Here is a 25,115-nt window from a genome sequence, read left to right as displayed (position 1 = left end):
AACCTGAATCCGGTATAACTGTGCGGATGCGCTAGCTGGATGGCGATTGGCACAGTTTAATCAAACATCAACCAACCGGATATAATTGATCTCATCGTTTTTAGGGCACATATTTATTATGTGCTGCTCATGGCGCCCTGAACACGAATCGAACGTGCGACCTACCCCTTAGGAGGGGGTTGCTCTATCCACTGAGCTACCAGGGCGAACTTGATATTTTACGCTAATATCACACCATGAATAAACCTGATCAGCCAGATCCTTCCAGTCCGCAAACCTCAGAAAAACTCCCGAGGACAGTTGTTGTTCTCGGATTGGTTAGTTTTTTCAATGACTTCGCATCCGATATCGTGGTGCCATTGATCCCGATTCTGCTGGCAACTGTACTGGCTGCGGGGCCGATTGCGCTGGGATTGATCGAAGGGGTTGCGGATGCACTGGCCTGTTTTCTGAAGTTATGGGCGGGACGGCATTCCGATGTGATGAGCGGGCGGCGTAAAAAGCTGGCGTTGGCGGGCTACACGCTTTCCAATCTGGCGCGTCCGCTCCTTGGCTTGGCGGGTTCCTGGCTGACTGTATTATTGCTGCGGAGCGTGGATCGGGTTGGCAAGGGATTGCGCAGCGCGCCGCGTGATGCGATGGTCGCCGATGCGACACCGCCGCAGATACGCGGCTATGCATTCGGTTTTCATCGCGCATTAGATAATGCCGGTGCGGTTGCCGGTGCTTTGGCTGCTGCGGCTATTCTGGCGTGGTCGGATTTAAGTCTAAGTGAAGTGATTCTATGGTCGGCAGTACCCGGCTTTGCCGCGATAGCGCTTTTGGGCGCGGGAGTGAAAGAAACCACGGCCAGCCAAACCCCCTCCGCAGCAGCGCAGCGCGTGCTCCCGCCGTTGCGCTGGTCTGCCTTGTCCGTGCCAATGCAGCATTACTTATGGGTACTGATGCTGTTCACCTTCGCACGCGCTTCTGAAACTTTTATTTTGCTATTTGGTCATGAATTAGGTATCGGCGTGGTTGAATTACTGCTGCTATGGGCGGCGCTCAATCTCGCCAAGGCGATTACTTCCACGCAGGGCGGGCAATTGGCCGATCATTTCGGCCGTGGCGCATTGATTCTAATCGGCTGGTCCGCGCTCGCAGTATCGTTTTTGGCGCTGAGTCAGATTACAACGAGCATCGGGCTATGGATCATCAGTGTTTTTTACGGTTTGCTGATGGGTTTGAGCGAGGGCGCCGAGCGCGCGTTGATTAGTGATTATGCTTCGCCTGACGAACGCGGTACCGCTTTTGGCTGGTATCATCTGGTCAGCGGTATCGCGGCCATCCCGGCGGGGCTATTGTTCGGGGTGATATGGCATGTATACAGCGCGGCGGCGGCATTTATGTTCGCCAGTCTGCTGGCGTTACTGGCTATTGGATTATTATGGCTATGGGCTTGGCCGCCGCGGCATCCGGATAACAACGAATAAGGACGACAATATCATGGAATGGTTGACTATTACCCTATCAATCCTCACGCTGGGATTCATGTTCTGGTTTTTCTCCAGGAATAGAAAGTCACTCGAGCTGGGTCAGCTTGCGCCCGATTTCAAATTGGCTGATCAGCATGGAAAAACCCACACTTTGGCTGACTTTCGCGGCAAATGGCTGGCCTTATATTTTTATCCTAAGGACGATACGCCCGGTTGTACCAAACAAGCGTGCGCTTTTCGTGACGGCTTGCAGGAATTGATGGATTTGGGCGCTGACGTGGTCGGCGTGAGCGTCGATGACACAAATAGTCATGCTGATTTCGCCAAGAAGTTTCACCTGCAATTTCCGTTGCTGGCCGATACCACAACCGAAACGGCGGCACATTATCATTCCCTGATTAATCTGGGCATTATCAAATTTGCCCAGCGCAATACCTTCTTGATCGATCCGCAGGGAAAAATCGTACGGATGTATCTGTCAGCGAGTGCAGCCCGTAACTCTGCCGAAGTGATCGCTGATTTGAAGCATTTACAAGCGGTTTGATCCGGTAGAGCCGTGATGGGGACATGTTCATTTGACTTCGATCAAGGATTGAAAATTACATCTCAGACAATATATGGAAGCTAAAATCGAAAGGAGACTGAATGGCAAATTTCACAGAAGATCAGTTAGCACAGTTAAAAACCGCACTCCATGAGCGATATCTTGCGTTGCAGGAAGAGGTTCAAAATGAGTTGGCGCACACCAACGATATTCGTGACTCTGAGCGGATGGAATATTTGGACGATACCCCGGATGACATCGATACCGCCCTGATCGACCGGCAGATCAACGAGATGCGTGAGCTGGAAATGTCGATGGAGTATCTCAACGAGCTGGAATTCGGCGATTGTATCGATTGCGGCAACGAAATCGGGTTTGAGCGTTTGCTGGCATACCCATCCGCACAACGCTGTATTCAGTGTCAGAGCAAGTACGAAAAGGCTTTTCCGCAGGAATCCAGTTCGTCGCTGTAAAGGTGAGCCACGATCAATCTATGCTTTGCTTTTAAGCAAAATCAGGATCGCACCGCCACCGCCGTCTTCCGCCCTAGCCTGGCAAAAAGCCAGTACATCCGCGTGCTGCAGCAACCAGTTTCCAATCCGGGTTTTCAGGACCGGTTCGCGATTCTTGGAGCTCAATCCTTTACCGTGAATGATGCGGACACAGCGAAACTTACTTTGTAAACAGGCATTCAGGAAAATACTTAATTCCTGCCTGGCTTCGTCACGAGTAAACCCGTGCAGATCGAGATTGTCCTGGATCCGCCAGTGACCGCGCCGCAATTTCCGCAATGTCAGACGCGGCATACCGGGGCGCACATAGAACCAATCATCACCTGCTTCCATTTCGATGGCGATATGATCAGAGAGAGCATCTGCTGTGACGAGTTGTTCCTGCAGATTACTTTTCCGGGGAACCGGGGGGACGGAAGGCTTATGCTGGACGACTGTAGCGGTGGCGGGTAACGGCGCTACGTCGCGCATCGCGGCGTGAAATAGCGCCATTTCATCGTCATCTTCCGTGGAGTTCTTGTCCTTCATCAAATATCACTGACTGCTTGCCGCAGGGTTCCCGGTGCATGGGCTATTTCAAATGATCGAGGTATTTTTCCGCATCCAATGCCGCCATGCAGCCGCTCGCGGCGCTGGTAACTGCTTGACGATAAATATGATCCTGCACATCGCCCGCAGCAAAAACACCGGGGATGCTGGTAGCTGTCGCATTGCCTTGACCGCCGCCGCGCGTGACGATGTAGCCGTTTTCCATGTCTAATTGTCCGGTGAAAATATCGGTATTGGGTTTATGGCCAATGGCGATGAATACCCCCTGCAAGTTGATCGTCTGCGTGGCATTGTCCTGCGTGCTTTTGATGCGCATGCCGGTCACACCGGATTGATCGCCGAGCACTTCTTCCAGCACATGATTCAATGCCAGTTTGATATTGCCGTTGCGGACTTTGTCCATCAATTTATCGATCAGAATTTTTTCCGAGCGGAATTGATCGCGCCGATGCACTACCGTCACGCTGCGCGCGATGTTGGCCAGATAAAGCGCTTCCTCCACCGCGGTATTGCCGCCACCGATCACGGCAACATCTTGTCCTTTATAGAAAAAACCGTCACAGGTCGCGCAACCGGATACGCCGCGCCCCATGAACGCTTCTTCCGACGACAGACCGAGATATTGCGCGGAAGCGCCGGTGGCGATAATGAGCGCATCGCAGGTATAAGTGCCTTGATCGCCAATCAGCGTAACCGGTTTTTCCGTCAGTTTTGCGGTATGGATATGGTCAAAAATGATTTCGGTTTGAAAGCGCTCGGCGTGTTTCTGAAACCGCTCCATCAATTCCGGGCCTTGCACGCCCATCGCATCGGCTGGCCAGTTATCGACATCGGTAGTCGTCATCAACTGTCCACCCTGCGCCAATCCGGTGATCAAGACCGGTTTCAGATTTGCACGCGCGGCATAGACTGCGGCGGTATAACCGGCAGGTCCGGAGCCCAAAATCAGCAATGTATTGTGTTTGGTTGTCATATTTTATCGGTGAAGTAAATCAAGAACGATATTGTACTCGTAAACGGGTAAATTGCCTTGCTGGGCGACCAACCGTGCCGTCATCGCGGTGCGTTCCTGCGCGGATTTTGCGTTCAACAATAAATCGCTGCGGTTAAGCTTCTCAGCAGGAAAATACATTTGCGTCGTCAGAACACGGAAGCCTGGTTTTGAGACCTTAAAATGAATGTGCGGCGGACGGATCCACGATCTGCTGGCAGGATAAGCGCCGGGCATCACCGTCTTGAAGCGGAATAAGCCATTCTCGTCGCTATGGATGATCGCCCAGCCTTGGAAATTTTCGTCTGGACGCACTGGATTAGGATCGCGCGGATGATGGTACCGCCCGTGGGCATCAGCCTGCCAAATATCCAATGCAGCCTGTACAACGGGATACCCTGCAACATCCTGAATTTGACCGCTCACAACAATGTGCTGGCCTTGCGCAGCAGCCTTATGTCCCTTGATTTGTGTTAAATCGGCATCTTTGTCTTGCTGATCTTTCACCGGATAAAACGGCCCTTCAGTTTCATCGGGAGTCGGTATCAGCGCCCATGCTTTGGCAAAACTACCATTGATGCCAAGCGCACTGGCTAGACCGCTCAATACACCGAACTGGATCATTTTTCTGCGGGAAATTTTTTTCATGATTGGTAATTCGACCGCTATTTGTATAGTAAGTGCGATTGCTTTGAGTAACACAAAGACTACTCGAATCTGATTTCAACGCAGCAAAACCGGATATTCCTTGGAGTCTGTTTTAAGCCCTAAGGATGATGGTGGTGCCCATGCTCCTTAGCTTGCACCGGTTGTCCGGATGCCGGTGCCTTACTGATCTGATAGACGTCATGACAGGCAACGCATTTGGCCATGGCGTCGCTCAACTGCCGCAGCGTGAGTTTGGAGTCCTTCTTGGATTCCGCATCCGCGGCAATTTGGTCGAAATCCTGATGCAAGGACATGCCGAGCTGCATGAATTCCCTGGGTAGCACACTCTTGAGGTGATCCTCGGCTTTATGCGCCATGCCCAACCCCAAAGGACGGGCGTATCTGGAGACTGCTGCCATGTCATTCGTCGAAAGCGCCGCCAGAATGTCCCGTGTGCCCGACAACAATGCCCGCATTTCCTCCAGCACGTGACTACGCTGACCTTCCGTGAGTGTAAGGGTTTGCCGGTTATCCATATCCGCCGCGATCGCTGATGTGGAAATCAGTAAACAGGCAATGATCATTCGCGTTTCTCGCATTTGATGCTCCTTGAAGTGAAGATCGAAGCCCGACTTTAGCAGCTTGGTACGCCCCGCCACAATAGGTCTGGCAGTTAGATATATAGTGGAGATACCATTCATCTTGTTCATTTTCTGATTTGTATTAATATGCATAAAGATGATTGGTCATTATTTAGATTCCTAGGTGCTACATTTGGAAATTTGGAATTATTGAACAAAAAACTTGTGTGCTCAGAACTTACAACAGGAGAACCCTCATTGCTATCTGCCGTTGAGCAAAAAAGAATATATGTTTCGCGTAGCACTAATGCACAAAAGAAATCGCAGCTTGGACAATTTCTTACGCCTGAGAAAATTGCAAAATTTATAGCTAGCTTATTTCCTGCTGCCAATGGGATTTGCCGTCTTCTTGATGCGGGTGCCGGTATTGGTTCGCTATCTGTAGCTTTTATTGAGAGGTGGAGAGCGGGCGGGCTTCATTTCAAAAGTGTTGAACTTAACGCATTTGAAATTGATAAAGCGTTGCATGATTTTTTGTTTCAATCTTTCGAGAAGTACAAGGATTCCAGCAATTTTGAAGTAAATATCCGGAGTGATGATTTTATCTATTCAGCTACTGAGTCACTATCTAGTGGCTTATTTTCTGAGCCCCCCATTTATTACACTCATGCGATTCTTAATCCGCCCTACAAGAAGATCAACAGCAATTCGGCTTACCGGCTGGCCTTGCGTTCCGTTGGCATTGAGACGGTGAATCTGTATTCTGCTTTTGTCGCGCTGGCCGTGGCACAGGCAGCACCAGGTGGCCAGATCGTGGCAATTATTCCGCGAAGCTTCTGCAATGGGCCATACTACCGCCCGTTCCGTGACTTCATCCTTGAGCGAACAGCCATCCGCCATATGCACCTCTTCGAGTCACGCACCAAAGCTTTCAAGGATGACGAAGTGCTGCAAGAGAACGTCATCATTCGCCTTGAGCGGGGTGGCCAGCAAGGGCCGGTGACGGTTACCACTTCGGTCGATGACAACTTCACCAACCTTACCACTCACGAACACCCGTTCGACCGGATCGTGTTCCCGGACGATTCGGAGCGCTTCATTCATATACCTACATCACCCGAGAAAAGCGCCATTGAACTATTACCCGCCGTTCGCTACACGCTGGCTGATTTGGGCATCAAGGTATCCCGTGGTGGACTTCCGCTTGAAAGAGCAACTAAGCGACATGCCCGAAGAGGGCACGGTGCCGCTGATCTACCCCGGACATCTGAGCGTTACCGGGACGATGTGGCCGGCGCCGGGCTTGAAGAAGCCGAACGCGATCCTGCTCAACGAGGCGACCGAAAAGTGGCTTTATCCCAATGGCTTCTACTGCGCAGTGCGCCGCTTCTCATCGAAGGAACAGAAGCGGCGTGTGGTGGCAAGCGTGGTCGAACCTTCGGCATTTGGCGACCATACCGCATTGGGATTCGAGAATCACATCAACCTCTTTCACATGAACAAGCGTGGTTTACCTGAGTTGCTGGCAAGGGGCTTGGCCGTTTTTTTGAATACGACCGCAGTTGACGAGAGCTTTCGCCGCTTCAATGGCCACACGCAGGTCAATGCAACCGACCTCAAGCTAATGAAGTACCCGAGCCGTGAGGCGCTGATCGAGCTGGGCAAGTGGGCCAAGCAGCACAGCGAAATCACGCAGGAAATGATGGATGAACAACTAGGGAGGCTGACTATATGACCGACAAGAAGAACGAGTACATCGAGGCCGCCCACCAGATCATCATGTCTTTAGGCTTACCCCGAGCGCAGCAAAACGAGCGATCCGCCCTATCTCTGCTGGCTCTGCTAAACCTCACACCGGGAAAGCCGTGGTCACAGGCAGAAAACCCGCTTGTTGGCATTACGCCGATCATGGATTGGGTACGGAAGCACTACGACAGGGAGTACGCGCCGAATACTCGCGAGACATTCCGACGCCAGACAATGCACCAGTTCTGCGACGCTGGCCTGGTCCTCTACAACCCTGATATGCCAGACCGCCCGGTAAACAGCCCGAAGGCGGTCTATCAGATCGAACCCGCCGCGCTCAAGTTGTTACGCAGCTTCGGCACGACCAAGTGGCACGACAATCTAACCGCCTATCTGGCCGAGCGTGAAACGCTAGTTGCCATGTACGCGATGGAGCGCGAGCAGAATCCCGGTTGAGATTGCACCGGGGAAGGAAATCACTCTCAGCCCTGGCGAACACAGCGAACTGATCCGGGCCATCATCGAGGATTTCGCGCCCCGCTTTGCACCAGGTAGCGTGCTGGTCTATGCCGGTGACACCGGCGACAAGTGGGGTTACTTCGACGCCGTGTTGCTGGCCAAGCTGGGCGTGGAGGTAGAGTCGCACGGGAAGATGCCCGATGTGGTTCTGCACTTCACCGAGAAAAACTGGCTACTGCTAGTGGAGTCCGTCACCAGTCACGGTCCGGTCGATGGCAAGCGCCACGCCGAACTCGCCAAACTCTTTGCGGATTCCAATGCTGGGCTGGTCTATGTGACCGCTTTCCCGAACCGCTCCATTATGAGTCGCTACCTTAGTGAAATTGCCTGGGAAACAGAAGTGTGGGTGGCTGATGCTCCTTCACATCTAATTCATTTCAATGGTGTACGATTTCTTGGGCCCTATATTTCCTGAGGTCTTTACCGATATCGGGAAAATCCTCTGTTTCGATGTTACCCAGCAATTTATCTTTGCAGCATCACAATTTTCCGGTCATACCGAATTCTATCGGTGTTTTGACGTAAAACACTTTTACACTTTCCTGCCTCAGATGCTCGAACATGAGTTCCGCCTGCTGTTCGCTGACGGCCATCGTCACCTCGACCGGTTGATCAGCCAGTTCAAAGAAATGCGCGGCGTGCAGTTTGCGATCATGTCCGAAGCCTTCGCTAGCGGCGATCAGCGTTGCACCACCGATGCCCAGTTTCATAGCAGCTTGCAGCAGCCATTCTCCGAGCGGCTGGTGGTTGTGCTGACGGTCTTGTTGAGTGAAAAAAGTCAGTTGATAGCCTCTCATAGCCCTCTCCCTAAAATCAAAGGGTCTTGAACGTGGAAACGGTTGCTAGCCCAAGCATCGTCATTACCAAAGAACCGATCACATGCGCGCTGATCGCACCCAAAGCCCACAGCATGCGCCCTTCTTGAATCAGCGTCGTGATTTCGGCGGAGAACGTGGAAAATGTGGTTAATCCGCCCAAGAAACCGGTGATGACGAACAGGCGCCATTCGGGTGCTAAGCCGGGGTGATGGGCAAAAACGGCCAGCGCGACACCGATCAGGTAACCGCCGATCAGATTCGCTACCAGTGTGCCGGGCGGTATGGCGGGAAATAGCGCGTTGAGCGACATGCCCAGCAACCAGCGCAGCACGGCGCCGAGTGATGCTCCCAAACAAATGGCTGCTAGCGAATTGAACATAAAATTATCCTTGCTTGATCGGATTGCTCATGTCCTGTCATCCCCTATCGCGGGTGTCGATTTCAATTCCGCCAGTTCAGGTATGCCAGCGACATGAATTTTTTCCGGATTCAAATAATCACCTTGCTGAAATTCCTGGGTAATTCCGGACAAATGCACCCGTATCAGGCTGATTTGTCCGCTATCGGATTTGTTCTTAGTAATTATCTGCCGAATACCGCCCGTGTCAGTCTTGGAAAAAATATGCGTGGTTTTCTCCAGATCGAACGGCATGACATGCGAAGCGCGTCCGGCGACCTCATCCAGCCTTTGTTCGCTTGCTTTTTCTGCAGCGTGAGCCGGCGATGTTATCAAGAAAGTCAGGCAGATAAGCACGATCAGGCTTTATTCATTTGCAGGTTTGGTTTTAAGTTTGTGCGGATTTTGCATACTGCTGATATAGGCATGATATTCTCCTCTCATCGTGCTATTGCGCGCTTGGATTTGCCGGTTTACACACAAGGCAATTTATTTGAGTATGGCCATCGCCAGCCGGACACTGAAACTGGTCTGCCGTCTAAACTACCATTCCAGATTCCTATCGGCAACCATCCGCTTTGGGCCATGCAGAGGTTTCTTGTATAAAAACCCTTTTTTAATAAAAATACAGTGCAGCTTGTACATTAATTTGGCAAAATTGGGCCATTTGCTGATAACCTTTTACTTACCGGGGAAATAAAATGAAATATAAAAGTCTTCAAGAGTTCAGCGCCGATGTGGCAGGGCGCAATCCGAACCAACCAGAGTATATGCAGGCGGTCACGGAAGTGATTGAAAGTTTGTGGCCGTTCATATTGGAGCATCCTCGTTATGCCGAGCATGGTTTGCTGGATCGCTTGGTCGAGCCGGAGCGGGTGATTATATTTCGGGTGTCCTGGGTGGATGATCACGGCGAAGTCCGGGTCAATCGCGGTTATCGCATACAGCACAGTTCTTCCATCGGACCTTACAAAGGCGGCATCCGGTTTCATCCCTCGGTTAATTTGTCGATTCTTAAATTCCTGGCGTTTGAACAGACCTTCAAGAATGCCTTGACGACGCTGCCGATGGGCGGCGGTAAGGGCGGTTCCGATTTCGATCCTAAAGGTAAAAGCCCCGGTGAAGTCATGCGCTTCTGCCAGGCGTTTATCAGCGAATTATTCCGCCATATTGGTTCGGATACCGATGTTCCTGCCGGAGATATCGGTGTAGGCGGGCGGGAAGTCGGTTTCATGGCCGGTATGATGAAGAAATTATCGAATCGTGCGGATTGCGTATTCACCGGTAAGGGGTTGAGTTTTGGCGGGTCATTGATACGTCCGGAAGCAACCGGTTACGGCACGGTTTACTTTGCCCAGGAAATATTGCAACACGCAGGGCGTTCCCTCGAAGGCATGCGCGTTTCGGTTTCCGGCTCGGGAAATGTGGCGCAATTTGCCGTGGAAAAAGCTATGTCGCAGGGCGCCAAAGTGGTGACCGTATCCGATTCGAGCGGCACGATCGTCGACGAAGCGGGTTTCACTCCCGAAAAGCTGGCGATTCTGGCCGAGGTTAAAAATCACCTGTATGCCCGTCTCGATGAATATGCCAAACGGGTCAATGTCACCTATCTACCCGGTGCGAAACCCTGGCATGTGCCCGTCCAAGTGGCATTGCCTTGTGCAACACAGAATGAATTGAACGGTGACGATGCGCGGGCGCTAGTGAAGAATGGCGTGATTTGCGTGGCTGAAGGCGCCAACATGCCATCGACCGCGGAAGCTGTCGAATGTTTCCTGCACAACAAAGTGCTCTATGCGCCGGGCAAAGCCAGTAATGCAGGCGGCGTTGCGACATCTGGCTTGGAAATGAGCCAGAATGCCATGCGGATATCGTGGACGCGTGACGAAGTCGATGCGCGCCTGAAAGAAATCATGCAGGCGATCCATAAATCCTGTCTGAAATACGGTACCAAAGCCGATGGCAGCGTCAACTATGTCGATGGCGCCAATATCGCCGGTTTTGTCAAAGTGGCTGAAGCCATGCTGGGACAAGGCGTTATTTAGCTTTAGCAAACCGATGGAATATGTGACTCTGGGCGAGTGGCGCTAAAAATTCCTGAATGAGCTGCCATTGTTTTCCGGCAAGCTCATCAGGTTGTTTTTTCAGTACCAGGGTTCATTGGTTCGAGCGTTACCTTTCTTTGTTGTGAAGAATGGTAACGCTCTTTGCTTTGCGGGTTTGTGAAGTTAAGCCGAACGGCTATGGTTTATTATTTTAAAAACTGCTCGTCCTTTTTTTCCGCGCTTTCTTCCGCTGCTTTTGCATCCTCGCCATCACTGGCCAATTTGCTGCCGATATAGCTTCCCACCGCGCCACCGACTAATGCGGGCATTGCGGATTGCAAAAGGGATGGGTTTTGAGCTTGTGCATTTGGTGCTGCAGCTGGTGCATTGGCGTTAGCTGCTTGCGCTGGCTGTTGAGCTGGCGCAGGTTGGTTCGTATTCGCTTGTTTTTGTTGTGCGGCCGGTTTAGAGCTCACTGGCGCTTTTGATACGCTGCCTTTACTGCCTTTGCTACCTTTCGCGTACAGGTTGTTTGTAAACACCAAGGAAATCAGAACAACAAAAAGTAATTTCTTCATATGTATTAAGCCTATAAAAATTAATCTTAAATTAAAGTAACAAATCCGTTGCGATCAACATCAATGCTTCCTGTTTTGTGGCAGATACGCACTTATTATTATAAGCGTAGCTTCACGGCATTTTATCATCCAATCCTAATGCCATGGCACACGCTTCATGCCACAGAGGTGCTTTTTGCATGCCATTAGATGTTTCGCCATCAACGTGCGCCGCGATTTTGAGAATAATTTCAGCTGGTGTCAATCAGCGGTAAGAATTTCCCAATTTAGGAATCTTGTACGGAGAATATTTTTCCATTGGATGCATGTATCTCATATAAAATGCTTGCGTTTGCATTGATTGAGATGGGATACCTTGCCAAATGACTGATTTAATAGAAATTACTATTTATTCTGTAATTGCATTGATCGCTGGATTGATTGTTGCACAGATTATCAAGGATAAGTTTCTGAAATAAAGAGCAGAGCTGATTCATCACGCTCCGGTCTGATACAGTTAAGAGTCAACATGGTGTTTATGGTACTACTGGATAGTTCGCCGACGAGGCTATGAATAACACTCAGCTTGTACTATTCGCCCTCGCCAGCGGCCGTTCGGGTACCAGCTATCTCGCCGATTTTTTCTCGAAGAATATTACGCACTGTTACAGCACGCACGAGCCTTACTTCACACCGGGTAATCCCACGTTGTTCGGCAAACCCATTGAATGGAATACGCAGAATAACGACAACGCATTAATCCCTGTGCTGGAACGCAAATGCCGTTTTATCACGGATCGCCAGCAACCGTTTTATTTTGAATCGAATCATGCTTTTGTGAAAGCGTTTAACCGCCATGCCGGAAACCTGCTGCGCAATCTCGGTTTTATTCATCTGGTACGAAATCCATTACTCGTGGCAAAAAGCGAATATGTGCGCGAACAGGCTATACGCCGGTTGCATCTGCCGTTTGCGGAATATACCAGCGATACCGGTGAACGTTTGTTCCGCTGGGCTTTAACCGGGCATGAAGCATTGTTCCGGCACTACCCGGGCACACTCAGCCGTTTTCAGTTTTATTTGTTGCAATGGCTGGAAATCGAACACCGGGCGATGCAGCTGATCCGAGATAACCAGTGGCAGGATCGCGTATTTTTTATCGATGTCGACGCCGATCTCAAACGGGAAACAGTGTTAAAAGACATGGTTCGATTTTTTGACTTGCCGCATCAGGCCGTATTCAACCTGAATTTGCGCCGCAACAAAACCCCGTTTATAGGTCCGACTGTCATTACGGCACAGGATAAGCAGGAATTCCGGGCGATTGCGCGTGATTTGCCGGATAACTACAGAGCATTGTTGCGCGCCGAACTTTATCGTCATTGCAGCTGGTATGCCGAAGTCAGTCCGCTGATGGCGGATTAACGGATCAATTCCTTTGGGGACCGGACTGCGAGCGCCTGACGGGTGTCAAAATAGGACAATGGTTTTTAGCGTCAGTACTCGCGGATGATGCTTGCCGGTTTTAACGGTAGTTCAACTTGCACGGGCTGCTATTTCTGTTTCCACTGTCCATTCAGCTGAATCCAAGTTCCGGATGGGACTTTGCGAATGATTTCTTCAGCATAAACTTTACCGACTTGTTCGATATCGATTCCCTGAGCGGTGGCTTTTTCCTGGTAAATCGATCGGCGTTTTGCATTAATCTCATCCGCTTCTCCACGGGCGCTGGGTTGGCGCGCGACGACATAGCCATCGTAACTTTCGCCGACTGCGCCCGATGCACGCAGATTCTCGATGGAATCGGCCCAGGCGGGTAGCGCGTTAAGCAGGAATGCCAGCAGCATGGCTTGGCCGATTTTTGCGAAAGGTTTTTTAACTGTCATGTGTGCAGTACGCTGCATAGTGTTCTCCTCGTCTCGTTGATATCAGAAGATGCCAGGATTGGCCGCGATATCTTTTTTGGCTTGCTCTTCAAGCTTTACCCGGATGTCGGCATCCAGCTTGATATTGAGATTAATTGTGATCGGTTCTTGCGGTGGCTCCACTTTAACGGTCGGCGCGCATGCAGTGATCGTCAGGCAGTATAGGATCAGGATGACTTTGATTAATGTCGCGTTGGTTATTCGATCAATTTTGCGCATGATTGCACTCCTTTTCTGATGGATTCCCGCGCTCCACTCTGACTGGGAATCCGATAATTAGCATACTGTGTTCCATGGCTTCAATTTAACGCGGGCGGACTTAATGGAACCTTAATGAGCCGCGCAGAATTTCATGCGATAAGTTGTAGCCCTGATTAATCGTTTGCAGAATTTTATCGATATCCGTTTCGAGCTTGATGTTCAAACGGAATGCCTGCCCGTCTTTCACCTTGGGATTATTCCCCAACAACGACAGTTTGGCTACCAGATCGTGCGTAACCGATTTGTCCAGATCCAGCGACAGTTCGGTGTAGTGAAAATCCTGCGCCGCTTGCAGTAATAAATTCATTTCCTTACCGGCGGAAGCCATCATTTTTGAGGCTTTTGCCGATTTGAAGCGCAAAATCCCCGGAGCTTGCGCTGCAAGGTGGCCATTGGTGATGGTCACTTGATTTTCTGCCAATGTCAGCGGGATCTGACCGTCCAAATGACCGCTTCCCGTCAATCCGTCAACCTTAATGACATTAAAGAGGGTTTCCAGGTCGATGTTGCTGATGCGGATCAAAGTATCGGAACGTGTCGCGGCCGGGTCGATGACGGTAGGTACCACGGCAATTGTACCCTCCAGCACGGAGAATTGTGCTTGTTCGATGGCGATGCGGGGCGGGCTGGTGCCTACGATATGATAGGAGACCAGCAAATTTTCCAGCGGAACACCGGCGTCAATCCGCCGGATTGTGACCGTCTGGTGCGGCGGGGTGCGGGGAGATAACAGATCCACCAAATTAAGACTGACATTCAGATCGCTGAGTTTTGTATTTTCACGGGTAAACGATAAGTTACGTAATTCAAATGCAGCCTGACTGTTCTGCACACCTTCCTTGGACCATTTGAATTGAACGTTGGCGCCGAGATGTCCGCTGGCATCCTCAAGCTGTGCAAGAACGGGAGAGAGTGCGCTGGGTTGCAAACCCTCCGGTGAGAAACGGACAGGAATAAATTCCGCTACTAGCGTGCCATCGCCACTCGCGAGCGCATGACGGCCGCTGATTTTTAAATAGCGTAAATCCGGCACGCCGCCCGTTATGTTTAGCGCATACACGGCTGGTTCTCCAGCTGACGCTTCATTGCGGATACTGCCTGAGATGGACAACGCAGCAAATAACGGTTCGGGTGCCAGGTGTTGCAGCCGGGCAATGGCAAAATCCGCGGCAGTGCCGATCTCGGCATCATTTAGATGCACGGTGGCGGAAAAATCCTTCAATTGCAGATCGGATTGCGGCAATGTGAAGCCTGCATCGTTGATGGTAAATCGCCCTTGGTAGCCGGTGCCGGCACCGAGTTTTCCGGTCAGGGTTATTTTTCCGGGATGAATCTGCGCTTCAATAGCGGAGGATTCGGTACGATCGATACGCACGTTCAGGTTGCCAGGAATTACTGCGATATCGTGTGCAAGTGACCAACCCTGCGAGTTTTTTGCCAATTCCAAATTCACTTGGGGAATGGAAAACTTGAGTGCATTCAGCAAATGCACAGGCGTGCCGGAATCGATCTTGCCAAAAGTGATCTGCCCCGGATTGCGCAATGCAACTTGCCAATTATCCCGGTTGGACGTGACTTGCACGGGCAAAGAAACTGAGAATTGCTGAACTTTGAGCGGTTCCGCGGCATATTGACCGCCATCGGCTTCGAGATCCAATGATCCTGTCAATGATTGTGCTGACGCGCGGATATCGCTTTTCAGTGTGATACGATCAATGGCTGTATCCCCTAACGCTGGCGTCACCGGATTTTTATCAGCGGAATCGGATGCGGGTTTTATGATTGCTTTTCCCGGCAGTTTGATGCCGGTTAATGTGAATTCGGTTTGGATATGCTGTAACTGCAATGCCGCGAACGAAAATGCCGCTTCGCCCGAGAAACTGGAGATGCTCGCTTCGGGCAGTCCCAGCATACCTTCAGAGATCGCGAACTTGCCTTGAATATTTCCCTTTCTATCCAGCGTCGCCGTCAGTAAGCTTTTGCTGTGCGCAAGCGAACCGGAAACGATTACACTCAAGCGTATCGTTTGTGCATCCGGCTGGTTTTGCGCAATGCCGCCGGATAGCGCGATGGTCGTTTCACCTGCTGTTGAACGCAGATGAATCGCGGAGTCCTTGAGTGAAAAATTTGGCAACCAGGGAAGACTGATACTTTTCTCAGGTGCGGCAGTCATGGGGGTAGTGGAACTCAACAACGGGTGCGCCGCGTTCAGGTCGAATGCTACGTTCAAACCGCTGATCTCAACTGAGATTGGCTTACCGGCAAGCAGATCCGGCACATTCCACGCTACGAGCATGTTATCCAAGCGCAACTCTTTATTTTTACCTGCCGACAACCCCTTCAAACGGAAAGTATTGAATGAGAGATCCAAATCAGCGATGGATTGCAGCGGTAAGCCCTGCTTATTCAACTGCTGGCCGATCAAGGTTTCCAGCAACGGATTACGGAAAAAATAAAGACCTGCCCCGGCAAAAACGGCGAGGCTGATCAGGATCAGGAATCCGGTCTTTAAGAGTTTTCCCATTGTATCAATTGCATAGGATCACAAGCATTGAATTAACTTTTAATTCGATTAATACGGGTCTGATTAGCTTCGTTTCGACTCTGCGACAAGATATCACAACTGCATTGCCTTGCAGTATTTTATGTTTTGCTGTGTTTGCGCGAAAAATCGTAAAGAATCACGCGCCTCTCTTTTATACTACGTATCTTCTGCAAAAGAGATTTTTTGTTCACTATCGTTACGACACTATGGATTTATTAACCCAAGGACTCCTCGGCGCAACGATGGCGCAGTCGGGTGCGAAACAACAAGAAGCGCGCATTGCAACCGGCATAGGCTTTGTTGCCGGTATTGCGGCGGATGTCGATATTCTGATTCAATCGGAGAACGATCCGCTGTTGAATATCGAATTTCACCGGCATTTCACGCATTCGCTGTTTTTTGTGCCGCTCGGCGCTTTGATTGTTGCGCTGCTGCTCTGGCCGTTTTTGCGTAAACGCCTGACTTTTGCGCGGCTGTACCTGTTTACCTTTCTCGGTTATTGCTTGAGCGGCGTGCTGGATGCGTTTACCAGCTATGGCACCAATCTGCTCTGGCCGGTCAGCGATGCACGGGTGGCGTTGAATATCATTTCGGTGCTGGATCCGGCCTTCACGTTGATCTTGCTGGTCGCCGGGGTGATTGCTTTCAGGAAATACAGTCATGCCGCAGCGCGGATCGGATTGTTGCTTGCAGCGATCTATTTGTCGTTCGGATGGATGCAATTGCACCGCGCTGAAACCATTGCGGAAACATTAATTGCGGAAAGAGGGCATCGTGCGGAACAATTGCTGGTCAAGCCAACGCTTGGCAATCTGGTACTGTGGCGATCCATCTACGAATTTGAGGGCAAACTGTATGTGAATGCCATCCGCGCCGGTTTGTTTTCCGAGCCGCGCATCTATCCAGGAGAATCGATTGAAAAATTTGTGCTGGAGCGCGATTTGAGCGATCTGCCGGTTTCATCAGTGCTGGCTCAGGATATCGCGCGCTTCAGTCATTTCTCCGCCGGATTCCTTGCTATCCGCCCGGAACAACCGAATGTATTGGTCGATGTGCGCTATTCCAACTTGCCGACAACAACCGCCCCGCTGTGGGGCATCGAAATCAACCCGGAGCAACCGGATCAGCATGCGAAATACAAACTTTACCGCGATTCATCCAGTGTGACGCGAGAGAAGTTTTTGAAGTTGCTGCTGGGTGAACATATGCTGGATTGATTGAAATTATCAGATAGCTATTTTAAATTCACAATCCATTTCCGGTACAGCCGCTCAGCTACTACATTTAACGCCGCTACACGTTCCGGTAAATTCTTCTCAATTTCTTCCAGCGATTGTACCGACGGTTCGTTCAAACTGGCGAGTTCTTCCGCGCCGACGCTGCACCAGTCGCTGACTAGACGCTCGGTCATTTCGACGTGGCATTGCATGCCGAGGTGCATGCCCAGGGCAAACGCCTGATTTTCGCAATACGGACTGGACAAGATGCGGGTGGCGCCTTGCGGGATGGTGAACGCCTCGCCGTGCCAGTGGAATGAATTGAAAGTTGTCAGATCGCCGAACCATGCGCGGGCAACCGGATTATCCGGCACGGTAACTTCGCCCCAGCCCATTTCCTTGACCGGGTTGGCGCTGACCACGCCATCCAAGGCTTTGGCCATGAGTTGACCGCCCAGACAATGGCCCAGTACCGGAACGTCTTGAGCAATCGCTTGGCGGATTAATGTTAATTCCTGCTCGATCCACGGTAAGTCGTCGTTGACGCTCATCGTTCCGCCCATGAACACCAAACCGCTGAATCCATCGATGCTGGCGGGCGGTTGTTCTCCGGCGTCGATTTTGATCAGGCGCCACGGAATATGATTGTTGTCGAGAAATGTGGCAAAATAGCCAGGCCCTTCGATGGGTATATGTCTGAATATTGCAACCGGTTTCATGGAATTTCCCTGCATAATTTTTTGAACGATCTGATGACGGATTTTAGCTTGTTTTGCAGCAAATTTTCTGCTGAAAATCCGGATAAATCTTTTTTTGTTACCTGTGAAACATAACGCTATCGCCCATTGTGAAATCCGAGTGGACATTCTGCCGGAATGGACTCTTTCATGTCTGTAAACAAACATACCTTCGCTGATTTGGTGCGCATTGAACAATTGCGCAAAATCGAGTCTGCCAAAGCCGGTGAGCTGTCGTACGAAGGCATTAAAAATATGCCGGGTTCTACGGCCGGTGACTTCAACTATACGGAATTTATTCATCGCCTGGCGCAGCGCGCCAAGCACCTGATCCGCGATAACGCGCTGGATGATGTATTGCAGCAACCACGTAAGCAATTTACCCGGGCGCGCTGGATCTGTCTGATTGCTGCGCTGACTTTGGGTGGATTGGCAGCCAGCCAGGCGGTCAGCGAATCTTCCACATTGAATATCTACTGGCTGCTGGCGGTGCTGCTGGGATTCAACATGATTTCGCTATTGCTGTGGTTGACGGGCATTGTCTTGAATTTGCAAAGCTTGAGCAGCGGTATCGTGGCGCAGTTGGCCAGTTGGCTGCCTTACCGGCACAAAAAAGAGCCGACGGTTGCATCGCTGGCATCGCATGCGTGGTGGGAAAGTTGTTTAACCGGCACGGTGGGCAAATGGCGTATCAGTGTTTTGACGCATCAATTCTGGCTGACTTATTTAACCGCCGGTCTGGTGTTGCTGATTTTGCTCATGCTGGCCAGGCAATATAATTTCATTTGGGGTACCACATTGCTGCCGGATAGCACGTTGCCGAGACTCACGGAAATCCTTGGCGCGCCATTGGAAGCGATGGGACTGAAAATTCCGGATAACCCGCAGACGGTTGCCAGCCGTATCGGGACAGGCAAACAAGACGCGGAAACGCGCACCGCGTGGGCGGTTTTCTTGATTGGCGCTTTGCTGGTGTACGGTATTTTCCCGCGTCTGTTACTGCTTGGGTTTTCCTGGCTCATGCAGCAGTGGAGTGAGAGCCGCTTTAAGCTCGATCTGTACTTACCCTATTACATTGAATTGCGTCAGCGTCTGATGGCGCGCGACGTGAAAGCGCAAGTCATCGATGCCGACCCGCAGGCCGGTATGAAGCCTGCGGAAGTTGTCCGTCCGCCGGAGAATGTCGCTATTCCGGCCAATGCGCAAGCCTTCGGCATTGAGCTGGACGATGCCACGCACTGGCCGGAATCCGTTGCCTGCCGCTTGAATATCGTCGATCAGGAATCGCATGATGAGGCCATGACATTGATAAAGAATCTCAACGGTCCGTTGCTGCTGGGCGTGGCGGCGCACCGTTTACCCGATCGCGGCGTGCAGCGGTTGATCAAGGAGCTGGTCGACGGCAGCAATGCTAAGCCGTGGCTGATCCTGTTGAGTAAACCATCGGCGCCGGTGACCAGCGCGCGCGAATTCGCCTGGTTCCGTCTGGCGGAAGTCTGCGGTATTCCGGCAGAACATGTCATCACCCGGTAAATCATGAATATCCCTAACCCTCAGCATCCGCAAGCGGATTCATTGCTGAACATCGCCGTCGTCGGGCATACCAATACCGGCAAGACATCGCTGATCCGCACCATGCTGCGCAGCACTGAATTCGGTGTCATCGAAGATGGCGCGGGTACCACCCGGCATGTCGAGCAAGCAACGATATCCGCCGACAATGAAGCGATTCTGAAGTTGTATGACACGCCCGGTCTGGAGGATTCCCGGGCTTTGTTTGCGCATATCAAGAAGCTGCAAGCCAAAGCGAAATCGTTGTCTCCTACCCAGATTCTGGAACAGTTTATTGCGCAAGTAACGGTCAACGACCCGCTGGAACAAGAAGCGAAAGTGATCCGCCAGGTATTGCGCAGCGATATCCTGCTCTACATCATCGATGTGCGCGAGCCTTTCCTGGAAAAATACCGGCTGGAATTGGAAATCCTGACGCAGGTCAGTAAACCGATTATTCCGGTTTTTAACTTTATCGCCGGGCATGACCGGGAACTGGCGAAATGGCGTGAGCATCTGGCGGCTTTCCGCATGCACGCCACGCTGGAATTCGATACCGTCGCGTTTACGTTTGAAGCGGAGAAGCGTTTGTATCAGAAGATGCAAACGCTGGTGGAATCTCACTACGACCGGCTGCAGAAGCTGATCGATTACCGCGCCCAATTATGGAATCAGCTGTGTTTGTCGGGTGCCAAGCGGATTGCCGGATTGATTGTCACGGTCGCTTGCTACCGTGAAAGTAAGTCCGCGCAGAATAATTTGATTGCGCATTCGCTGGTTGAAGACCGGCTGCACGATTTTGTCCGTAAGGCCGAGCAGCATTGCCTGCACGATCTGTTAGCCATTTTCAATTTTTCGGAAAAAGACGTTGCCATCCAAAAAATACCGGTCAGTAACGGACAATGGCAACTGGATATTTTTGCGCCCGGCATCCTCAAAGCGTACGGATTGGATCTCGGCAGCGCCGCGGCTAAAGGCGCTGCGGCGGGCGCCGGAATTGACTTGATGGTCGGCGGCATGAGTCTGGGCGCAGCCAGCGCGTTAGGCGCAATCGCCGGTGCCGGCTGGTCGACCTTCAAACGCTATGGCGACGAGATCAAAGCGACGGTCAAAGGCACGCAATGGCAGTGTGCCGACGAAACCACGCTGCAAGTCTTGTATTTGCGTCAGAAGCATCTGCTGAAAAAACTGATGCACCGCGGCCATGCCGCGCAGGACAGGCTGCATGTGGACAAAGCCGACAGCGAGAAATTGCCCGCAAACTGGACCAAACTGACCAGCGCATTACGCCAAAACCCGGCTTGGCAGGAACCATCCGCTGCGCGTAACAGCAATACACAATATCTGGAGATAGAAGCGAAACTGGTGGAGGCATTGCTGGATGAAAATTAAGAGACGCTGCAATCAGGTTGGCGTTTTTTGCCCGCCGGGTTGCAAAAACTGACCCAAAACTTGAATGAGCTGATTGGGGTCGAAAGGTTTGGGCAGGTAAGCATTCATGCCAATTGCCAGGAACTCCTGTTGGTTGTGTTCCATGATATTGGCGGTCAAAGCGACAATCGGGATGCCAGTCAGATGCAATTCCTGGCGGATACGCCGGGTTGCTTCCAACCCGTCCATTTCCGGCATTTGGATATCCATGAAAATCAGATCGAACGGAGATTCGGTTGTTTTCAGTAAATCCAGGCATTCCACGCCATTTTGCGCCAGACTCACCTTGATACCCCAGCTTGTTAATAACTCAGTGATCAGCAGTTGATTGAACTCGTTGTCCTCCACGATCAGAATATGCGCACCGCTGAATTGCTGCTGGCCGGGAATGGCTTGCTGGTGCGCTTGCTGGTGTGCGGTTTCGCTAAACAAGGCGGCAACGGTATCCAGCAGATTCAGCGGTGTGAAAGGTTTAATCAGCACGTTGATGGTGCTATTGGCTTCAAACTGATTCGAGAACGCGGGATCGATATTATTGCTGATCACTATGATTTTGGGACGGCGTGACGCAGGTAATGCAGCTTCTATCGCATGGATGGTGTCGCGATAATTCGTGTCGGTTAAGCGTGTCATCAACAACAGCAAATCAAACGGCACCTGACTGGGATCGGCGAACATTCTGAGCGATGCCGTGCTGTTATCCACCGCAACCGCACTCCAGCCCATGGAGTGAACAATTTCCGCGATGACGCCGCGTGTCACTGTATGGTCGTCAATGATCATTACCTTAAGTGATTGCAAGTGAGCGGGAATGGTCACCCAAGGTTCCCGGTGCTGATTTTTGTAGTGTAACTGAACCGTGCAATGAAACCGGCTGCCCTCGCCATGTTTGCTTTCGGCCACGATATTGCCTCCCATCAACTGCGCCAGCCGGTATGAAATCGACAAACCCAAGCCGGTGCCGCCGAAACGCCGCGAGATGGATGAATCGGCTTGGGTAAATGCTTGGAACAGGTGCGCCATTTGCCCGGGTGTCATGCCGATACCGCTATCGGTGATGCTGAAAACCAGCGTAGCGGTTTCGGCATCGTCAGCCGGAGCGATGGCGATGCGGATAATGACTTCGCCGCGATCGGTAAACTTGATCGCATTGTTGATAAGGTTCACGAAAATCTGGCTGAGCCTCAGCGGATCGCCGATAAACTGCCGGGGTACATTGGGTTCGACATAAAAAAGCACGTCGATGGTTTTGTCTTTTGCAGCGATTGAAGCAATGGCGGACAGGTTTTCCAGAATCGTGTTCAAATCGAAAGCGATATGATCCAATTCAATTTTGTTGGCTTCGATTTTGGAATAATCCAGAATGTCATTGATAACGCCCAATAAAATATTGGAGGAGCCTTCAATATTGCGCAGATACCCGCTTTGGCGCGGATCCAAGGTGGTTTTGCTTAATAAATACGCCATGCCCAGCACGGCATTCATCGGCGTGCGGATTTCATGCGACATCATCGCCAAGAAGCGGGTTTTGGCGTTACTGGCGGCCTCCGCTTGCTGGCGCGCTTCGATCAGCATGGTTTCACGCTCTTTCCGTTCGGTGATGTCCTGATGGGTGCCGAACATCATGAGCGGTTTGCCATCGGCGGTCCAGCTGGACACTTTGCCGCGATCCAGCACCCAAATCCAATGTCCTGCTTTGTGACGCATACGGGCTTCACATTCGTAAAAAGGAATTTTTCCGGCGAAGTGATCTTTGAGAAGCGTTTCGGATTGCTGCAAATCATCCGGGTGCGCATACTTCTGCCAGGTTTCAATCGATGTCGGGGCAAGTTCCTCGAGGGTATAGCCGAGTATTTCGGCCCAGCGCTGATTGAAAATGACTTCCCCGGTTTGCACGTTCCATTCCCAGGTGCCGATGTGCGTTCCTTCAATGATATTGGATAAGCGCAAGCGTTGATATTCCTGTTCTTTTTCGTGCTGCTTGCGGCCGGTAATGTCGCGTGACGAAGCGTAAATCAGTATTTTTCCCGTGACCTCCAGTCTGCTGGCGTTGATTTCAACATTCATGATCGTGCCGTCTTTACGCCGGTGCAGCGTTTCAAAAACACGCGGTGTCTTCGAGACTTCACGGACTGCCGCAATCAGTTTATCTTTGGGAATCATTGCATCCCAATCCATCACATTGAGGCGGGCGGTTTCTTCGTTGGAATAGCCCAGCATCTTGGCAAAGGCGTGGCTGAATTCCACGATATTGCCATCTTCATCGAGAATGTGAACGCCATCGCTGGCGAGTTCCAGTAAGGCTTCAAATTTCAGCGATATATTTTTTAATTCGGTGATATCGCTGGCGTAGCCATTCCAGATAATACTGCCGTCAGCTTGTTTCTCGGGTTTTGAGTGCGCGTGTATCCACCGGATCTCATTTTGTGCGGTCATGACGCGGAAATCAGCGTGCCAATCGGTCAATGTAGCGGCGGATTCCTGAATCGACCGGTTAAATGTTTCGATGTCCTCGGAATGAATGATGGAAAAAATGGCCGATGCATCCGTGGTAATGCTTTCCGGCGATACACCGAGGATCCCGGTTATTCCTTTGCTGGCATACGGCACACAATTCCGCCCGTCCGGAAAAAGCTGGAACTGGTAAATAAAGCCAGGAATACTATTGGATAAATCCTCGAGAAATTTATGGCTTTTGATGAGCTGAGTCTCAAGATTCTTGTGCAATGTGATGTCCACCAAGGTGATCAAATAACTCTTAGCGGATGTTCCGGATTCAAGCGGTGAGGCGGTTGCGATAACGCTGCGCAGAGAACCGTCTTTGCAGCGGATAATGACGTCGAGCGGAGCAAAACTGGTATTGTCTCGCGATGCTTGTTCCAGATGCTGATTCCATGTGGTTTCTACCCGCTGGCGGTATGCTGGGTCCGGATAGGCCCTGGGCCACCAGTCCGCTAACGTTGGAATATCGTCCAAGGTATAGCCAAATGTCTGCACAAATGCTTTGTTCAGGAAGGTGATATTCTGCTGATCGTCGTTGATTGCCTTGGGTATGGGGGAGGTATCGATAATCGCATAAAGTCTGGCTTCGCTTTTGCGCAACTCTGCTTCCACCTGGTTACGCTCGGTGAATAGCACGCTGACAAATTGCGCCGTGAGCGAAATACCCAAAATGAAGATATTCATGTCGAAGATCTGCGGATAATCATCCACGACAAAAGGGCCGAATTTGCGCGCTGTTTCAAATAGCGCCAGTACGGTGATGACACTGCATATCAGCGATACGACGGCTAATTCACTTTTAATCGCAATCCATAACAACAAGGGAACATAAATCACCAATGCGAGGGAAATGCCGCTGAAAGTGGAATTACCGAAAACCAGCCATGTGGCGGGCAGCATCAAGATAACCGGCACGATCGCTTTGCGCATGGATTGCCAGATGCTGATGCTGCGGCCGCGCGAAGAAAACAAAATCAGCAAAAACGGCGTTACCAGCAATTGTCCCAAGCAGTTGCCAAACCACCAATATGCCCATGCCTGGAAGTAGTTCTGTGATTCCTGGATGACATTGAAGAATGACAGCGCGATCGTTCCGAAGGTGGCGCTAATTGGTTGCAGCACTAAAAAGATCATGGCAACCAGCCGGCTGAGGTCATGCACCCTAGTGAGCGTTGGATCCAGTTTCCAGCGCTTGAATAAAGCCGCCGCAATTACGGCTTCAAAGCTGTTGACTGCGGATATCGCCAGCGCGGGTGGAAACTCCAGTCCACTGCTCAAAGCGAGTGCCAGTTGCCCAACGAAAACGCCCGGCCAGACCTTGCGTCCAAGCAAGATGGCGGCAGCCAGTGCAATACCTTCCGCGACAAAGAAAACCGGTGTGACAATGAAATGCGAAACAGAGATCAAAAAGCTGATATGGCCAAATACAAAGTACAAAACAGCGAGCGCAAGCAGCTGAAAAATATAATGACGATAGGAAACCGGCTGATTGTTACTGAACATGAAAAGGCAAGAAATCGATTGAGTGGGCAGTCAGTGCGGATTGGGCTATAAACATCGCTTG

General features: G+C 51.1%; 25 protein-coding genes and 1 tRNA gene. 12 read left to right on the top strand and 14 right to left on the bottom strand.

Annotated elements, in window-relative coordinates; all coding sequences use genetic code 11:
- Nucleotides 1–130: 130 nt before the first annotated feature.
- Nucleotides 131–206, bottom strand: a tRNA-Arg gene (locus R2103_RS13145).
- 30 nt (nucleotides 207–236) lie between these two features.
- Between R2103_RS13145 and R2103_RS13140 the strand changes: the two genes are divergently transcribed.
- From R2103_RS13140 to R2103_RS13130, 3 genes are all read left to right on the top strand, one after another.
- Entirely contained in the window at nucleotides 237–1,472 is a 1,236-nt protein-coding gene (locus R2103_RS13140) for an MFS transporter (RefSeq protein WP_317531830.1), read from the top strand.
- Between the two features lie 13 nt (nucleotides 1,473–1,485).
- Nucleotides 1,486–2,019 (top strand): peroxiredoxin, encoded by a 534-nt coding sequence (locus tag R2103_RS13135; RefSeq protein ID WP_317531829.1) that lies wholly within the window; start codon nucleotides 1,486–1,488, stop codon nucleotides 2,017–2,019.
- A 101-nt stretch (nucleotides 2,020–2,120) separates the two neighbouring features.
- The gene (locus tag R2103_RS13130) at nucleotides 2,121–2,492 is read left to right on the top strand and encodes a TraR/DksA family transcriptional regulator (protein ID WP_317531828.1); all 372 of its coding nucleotides are present in this window, start codon (nucleotides 2,121–2,123) and stop codon (nucleotides 2,490–2,492) included.
- Nucleotides 2,493–2,510: 18 nt separating this feature from the next.
- Here the strand turns inward: R2103_RS13130 and R2103_RS13125 are convergent, their stop codons facing one another.
- The 4 genes from R2103_RS13125 to R2103_RS13110 form a co-directional block, all read right to left on the bottom strand.
- Nucleotides 2,511–3,059 carry a Smr/MutS family protein gene (locus R2103_RS13125; protein WP_317531827.1) on the bottom strand — a complete coding sequence of 183 codons (549 nt, stop codon included), beginning with the start codon at nucleotides 3,057–3,059 and terminating at the stop codon, nucleotides 2,511–2,513.
- Between the two features lie 43 nt (nucleotides 3,060–3,102).
- On the bottom strand, nucleotides 3,103–4,053 hold the full coding sequence (gene trxB, locus R2103_RS13120) for a thioredoxin-disulfide reductase (protein ID WP_317531826.1): 951 nt from the start codon (nucleotides 4,051–4,053) through the stop codon (nucleotides 3,103–3,105).
- A 3-nt stretch (nucleotides 4,054–4,056) separates the two neighbouring features.
- Nucleotides 4,057–4,719, bottom strand: a complete 663-nt coding sequence (locus R2103_RS13115) for a protocatechuate 3,4-dioxygenase (protein ID WP_317531825.1) — start codon at nucleotides 4,717–4,719, stop codon at nucleotides 4,057–4,059.
- 119 nt (nucleotides 4,720–4,838) lie between these two features.
- Nucleotides 4,839–5,318, bottom strand: coding sequence for a hypothetical protein (locus R2103_RS13110; protein WP_317531824.1), 480 nt, complete (start codon nucleotides 5,316–5,318; stop codon nucleotides 4,839–4,841).
- A 129-nt stretch (nucleotides 5,319–5,447) separates the two neighbouring features.
- Between R2103_RS13110 and R2103_RS13105 the strand changes: the two genes are divergently transcribed.
- From R2103_RS13105 to R2103_RS13090, 4 genes are read left to right on the top strand one after another with little or no spacing between them, the layout of a single operon-like run.
- Nucleotides 5,448–6,818, top strand: coding sequence for an Eco57I restriction-modification methylase domain-containing protein (locus R2103_RS13105; protein ID WP_317531823.1), 1,371 nt, complete (start codon nucleotides 5,448–5,450; stop codon nucleotides 6,816–6,818).
- Nucleotides 6,796–7,035: a hypothetical protein gene (locus R2103_RS13100; RefSeq protein WP_317531822.1), complete on the top strand. Its 240-nt coding sequence runs from the start codon at nucleotides 6,796–6,798 to the stop codon at nucleotides 7,033–7,035. The genes R2103_RS13105 and R2103_RS13100 overlap by 23 nt, the downstream gene beginning before the upstream one ends.
- Nucleotides 7,032–7,502: a hypothetical protein gene (locus tag R2103_RS13095; protein ID WP_317531821.1), complete on the top strand. Its 471-nt coding sequence runs from the start codon at nucleotides 7,032–7,034 to the stop codon at nucleotides 7,500–7,502. Before R2103_RS13100 ends, R2103_RS13095 begins: the two co-directional genes overlap by 4 nt.
- A complete protein-coding gene (locus R2103_RS13090; RefSeq protein WP_317531820.1) occupies nucleotides 7,462–7,980 on the top strand; it encodes a BsuBI/PstI family type II restriction endonuclease in 519 nt (172 codons plus the stop codon). The genes R2103_RS13095 and R2103_RS13090 overlap by 41 nt, the downstream gene beginning before the upstream one ends.
- A gap of 64 nt (nucleotides 7,981–8,044) precedes the next feature.
- Here the strand turns inward: R2103_RS13090 and R2103_RS13085 are convergent, their stop codons facing one another.
- Genes R2103_RS13085 through R2103_RS13075 form a run of 3 tightly spaced genes read right to left on the bottom strand, consistent with a single transcriptional unit; the run spans nucleotide 8,045 to nucleotide 9,116 of the window.
- Nucleotides 8,045–8,362, bottom strand: coding sequence for a DUF190 domain-containing protein (locus R2103_RS13085; protein WP_317531819.1), 318 nt, complete (start codon nucleotides 8,360–8,362; stop codon nucleotides 8,045–8,047).
- Between the two features lie 16 nt (nucleotides 8,363–8,378).
- Nucleotides 8,379–8,762 carry a fluoride efflux transporter CrcB gene (gene crcB / locus R2103_RS13080; protein WP_317531818.1) on the bottom strand — a complete coding sequence of 128 codons (384 nt, stop codon included), beginning with the start codon at nucleotides 8,760–8,762 and terminating at the stop codon, nucleotides 8,379–8,381.
- Nucleotides 8,763–8,789: 27 nt separating this feature from the next.
- Nucleotides 8,790–9,116: a hypothetical protein gene (locus R2103_RS13075; protein WP_317531817.1), complete on the bottom strand. Its 327-nt coding sequence runs from the start codon at nucleotides 9,114–9,116 to the stop codon at nucleotides 8,790–8,792.
- Between the two features lie 365 nt (nucleotides 9,117–9,481).
- Between R2103_RS13075 and gdhA the strand changes: the two genes are divergently transcribed.
- Nucleotides 9,482–10,825 carry an NADP-specific glutamate dehydrogenase gene (gene gdhA, locus R2103_RS13070; RefSeq protein WP_317531816.1) on the top strand — a complete coding sequence of 448 codons (1,344 nt, stop codon included), beginning with the start codon at nucleotides 9,482–9,484 and terminating at the stop codon, nucleotides 10,823–10,825.
- 206 nt (nucleotides 10,826–11,031) lie between these two features.
- On the opposite strand, the gene R2103_RS13065 is transcribed toward gdhA, so the two are convergent.
- Nucleotides 11,032–11,403, bottom strand: a complete 372-nt coding sequence (locus R2103_RS13065; RefSeq protein ID WP_317531815.1) for a hypothetical protein — start codon at nucleotides 11,401–11,403, stop codon at nucleotides 11,032–11,034.
- A 549-nt stretch (nucleotides 11,404–11,952) separates the two neighbouring features.
- Here R2103_RS13065 and R2103_RS13060 point away from each other — a divergent pair.
- Nucleotides 11,953–12,807 (top strand): hypothetical protein, encoded by an 855-nt coding sequence (locus tag R2103_RS13060; RefSeq protein ID WP_317531814.1) that lies wholly within the window; start codon nucleotides 11,953–11,955, stop codon nucleotides 12,805–12,807.
- A 128-nt stretch (nucleotides 12,808–12,935) separates the two neighbouring features.
- Here the strand turns inward: R2103_RS13060 and R2103_RS13055 are convergent, their stop codons facing one another.
- The 3 genes from R2103_RS13055 to R2103_RS13045 all read right to left on the bottom strand — a co-directional run bounded on the left by R2103_RS13055 (nucleotide 12,936) and on the right by R2103_RS13045 (nucleotide 16,092).
- On the bottom strand, nucleotides 12,936–13,286 hold the full coding sequence (locus R2103_RS13055) for a YdbL family protein (protein WP_317531813.1): 351 nt from the start codon (nucleotides 13,284–13,286) through the stop codon (nucleotides 12,936–12,938).
- A 24-nt stretch (nucleotides 13,287–13,310) separates the two neighbouring features.
- Nucleotides 13,311–13,526 carry a YnbE family lipoprotein gene (locus R2103_RS13050; RefSeq protein ID WP_317531812.1) on the bottom strand — a complete coding sequence of 72 codons (216 nt, stop codon included), beginning with the start codon at nucleotides 13,524–13,526 and terminating at the stop codon, nucleotides 13,311–13,313.
- Between the two features lie 100 nt (nucleotides 13,527–13,626).
- Entirely contained in the window at nucleotides 13,627–16,092 is a 2,466-nt protein-coding gene (locus R2103_RS13045) for a YdbH domain-containing protein (RefSeq protein WP_317531811.1), read from the bottom strand.
- A 227-nt stretch (nucleotides 16,093–16,319) separates the two neighbouring features.
- Here R2103_RS13045 and R2103_RS13040 point away from each other — a divergent pair, with 227 nt between their 5' ends.
- Nucleotides 16,320–17,330 carry a metal-dependent hydrolase gene (locus R2103_RS13040; RefSeq protein WP_317531810.1) on the top strand — a complete coding sequence of 337 codons (1,011 nt, stop codon included), beginning with the start codon at nucleotides 16,320–16,322 and terminating at the stop codon, nucleotides 17,328–17,330.
- Nucleotides 17,331–17,347: 17 nt separating this feature from the next.
- Here the strand turns inward: R2103_RS13040 and R2103_RS13035 are convergent, their stop codons facing one another.
- Nucleotides 17,348–18,049 carry a type 1 glutamine amidotransferase gene (locus R2103_RS13035; protein WP_317531809.1) on the bottom strand — a complete coding sequence of 234 codons (702 nt, stop codon included), beginning with the start codon at nucleotides 18,047–18,049 and terminating at the stop codon, nucleotides 17,348–17,350.
- A 168-nt stretch (nucleotides 18,050–18,217) separates the two neighbouring features.
- On the opposite strand from R2103_RS13035, the gene R2103_RS13030 reads away from it, so the two are divergent.
- Both R2103_RS13030 and R2103_RS13025 read left to right on the top strand, forming a co-directional pair.
- On the top strand, nucleotides 18,218–19,600 hold the full coding sequence (locus tag R2103_RS13030; RefSeq protein ID WP_317531808.1) for a DUF2868 domain-containing protein: 1,383 nt from the start codon (nucleotides 18,218–18,220) through the stop codon (nucleotides 19,598–19,600).
- Between the two features lie 3 nt (nucleotides 19,601–19,603).
- Nucleotides 19,604–21,010 (top strand): GTPase/DUF3482 domain-containing protein, encoded by a 1,407-nt coding sequence (locus R2103_RS13025; protein ID WP_317531807.1) that lies wholly within the window; start codon nucleotides 19,604–19,606, stop codon nucleotides 21,008–21,010.
- Between the two features lie 12 nt (nucleotides 21,011–21,022).
- Here R2103_RS13025 and R2103_RS13020 read toward each other — a convergent pair whose 3' ends face one another.
- Complete coding sequence (locus tag R2103_RS13020; protein ID WP_317531806.1) at nucleotides 21,023–25,054, bottom strand: PAS domain S-box protein; 4,032 nt, start codon at nucleotides 25,052–25,054, stop codon at nucleotides 21,023–21,025.
- Between the last annotated feature and the right edge of the window lie 61 nt (nucleotides 25,055–25,115).

This window comes from Nitrosomonas sp. Is24 (assembly GCF_033063335.1).
Taxonomy (GTDB): domain Bacteria; phylum Pseudomonadota; class Gammaproteobacteria; order Burkholderiales; family Nitrosomonadaceae; genus Nitrosomonas.
This window is presented reverse-complemented; position numbering and strand designations above follow the sequence as displayed.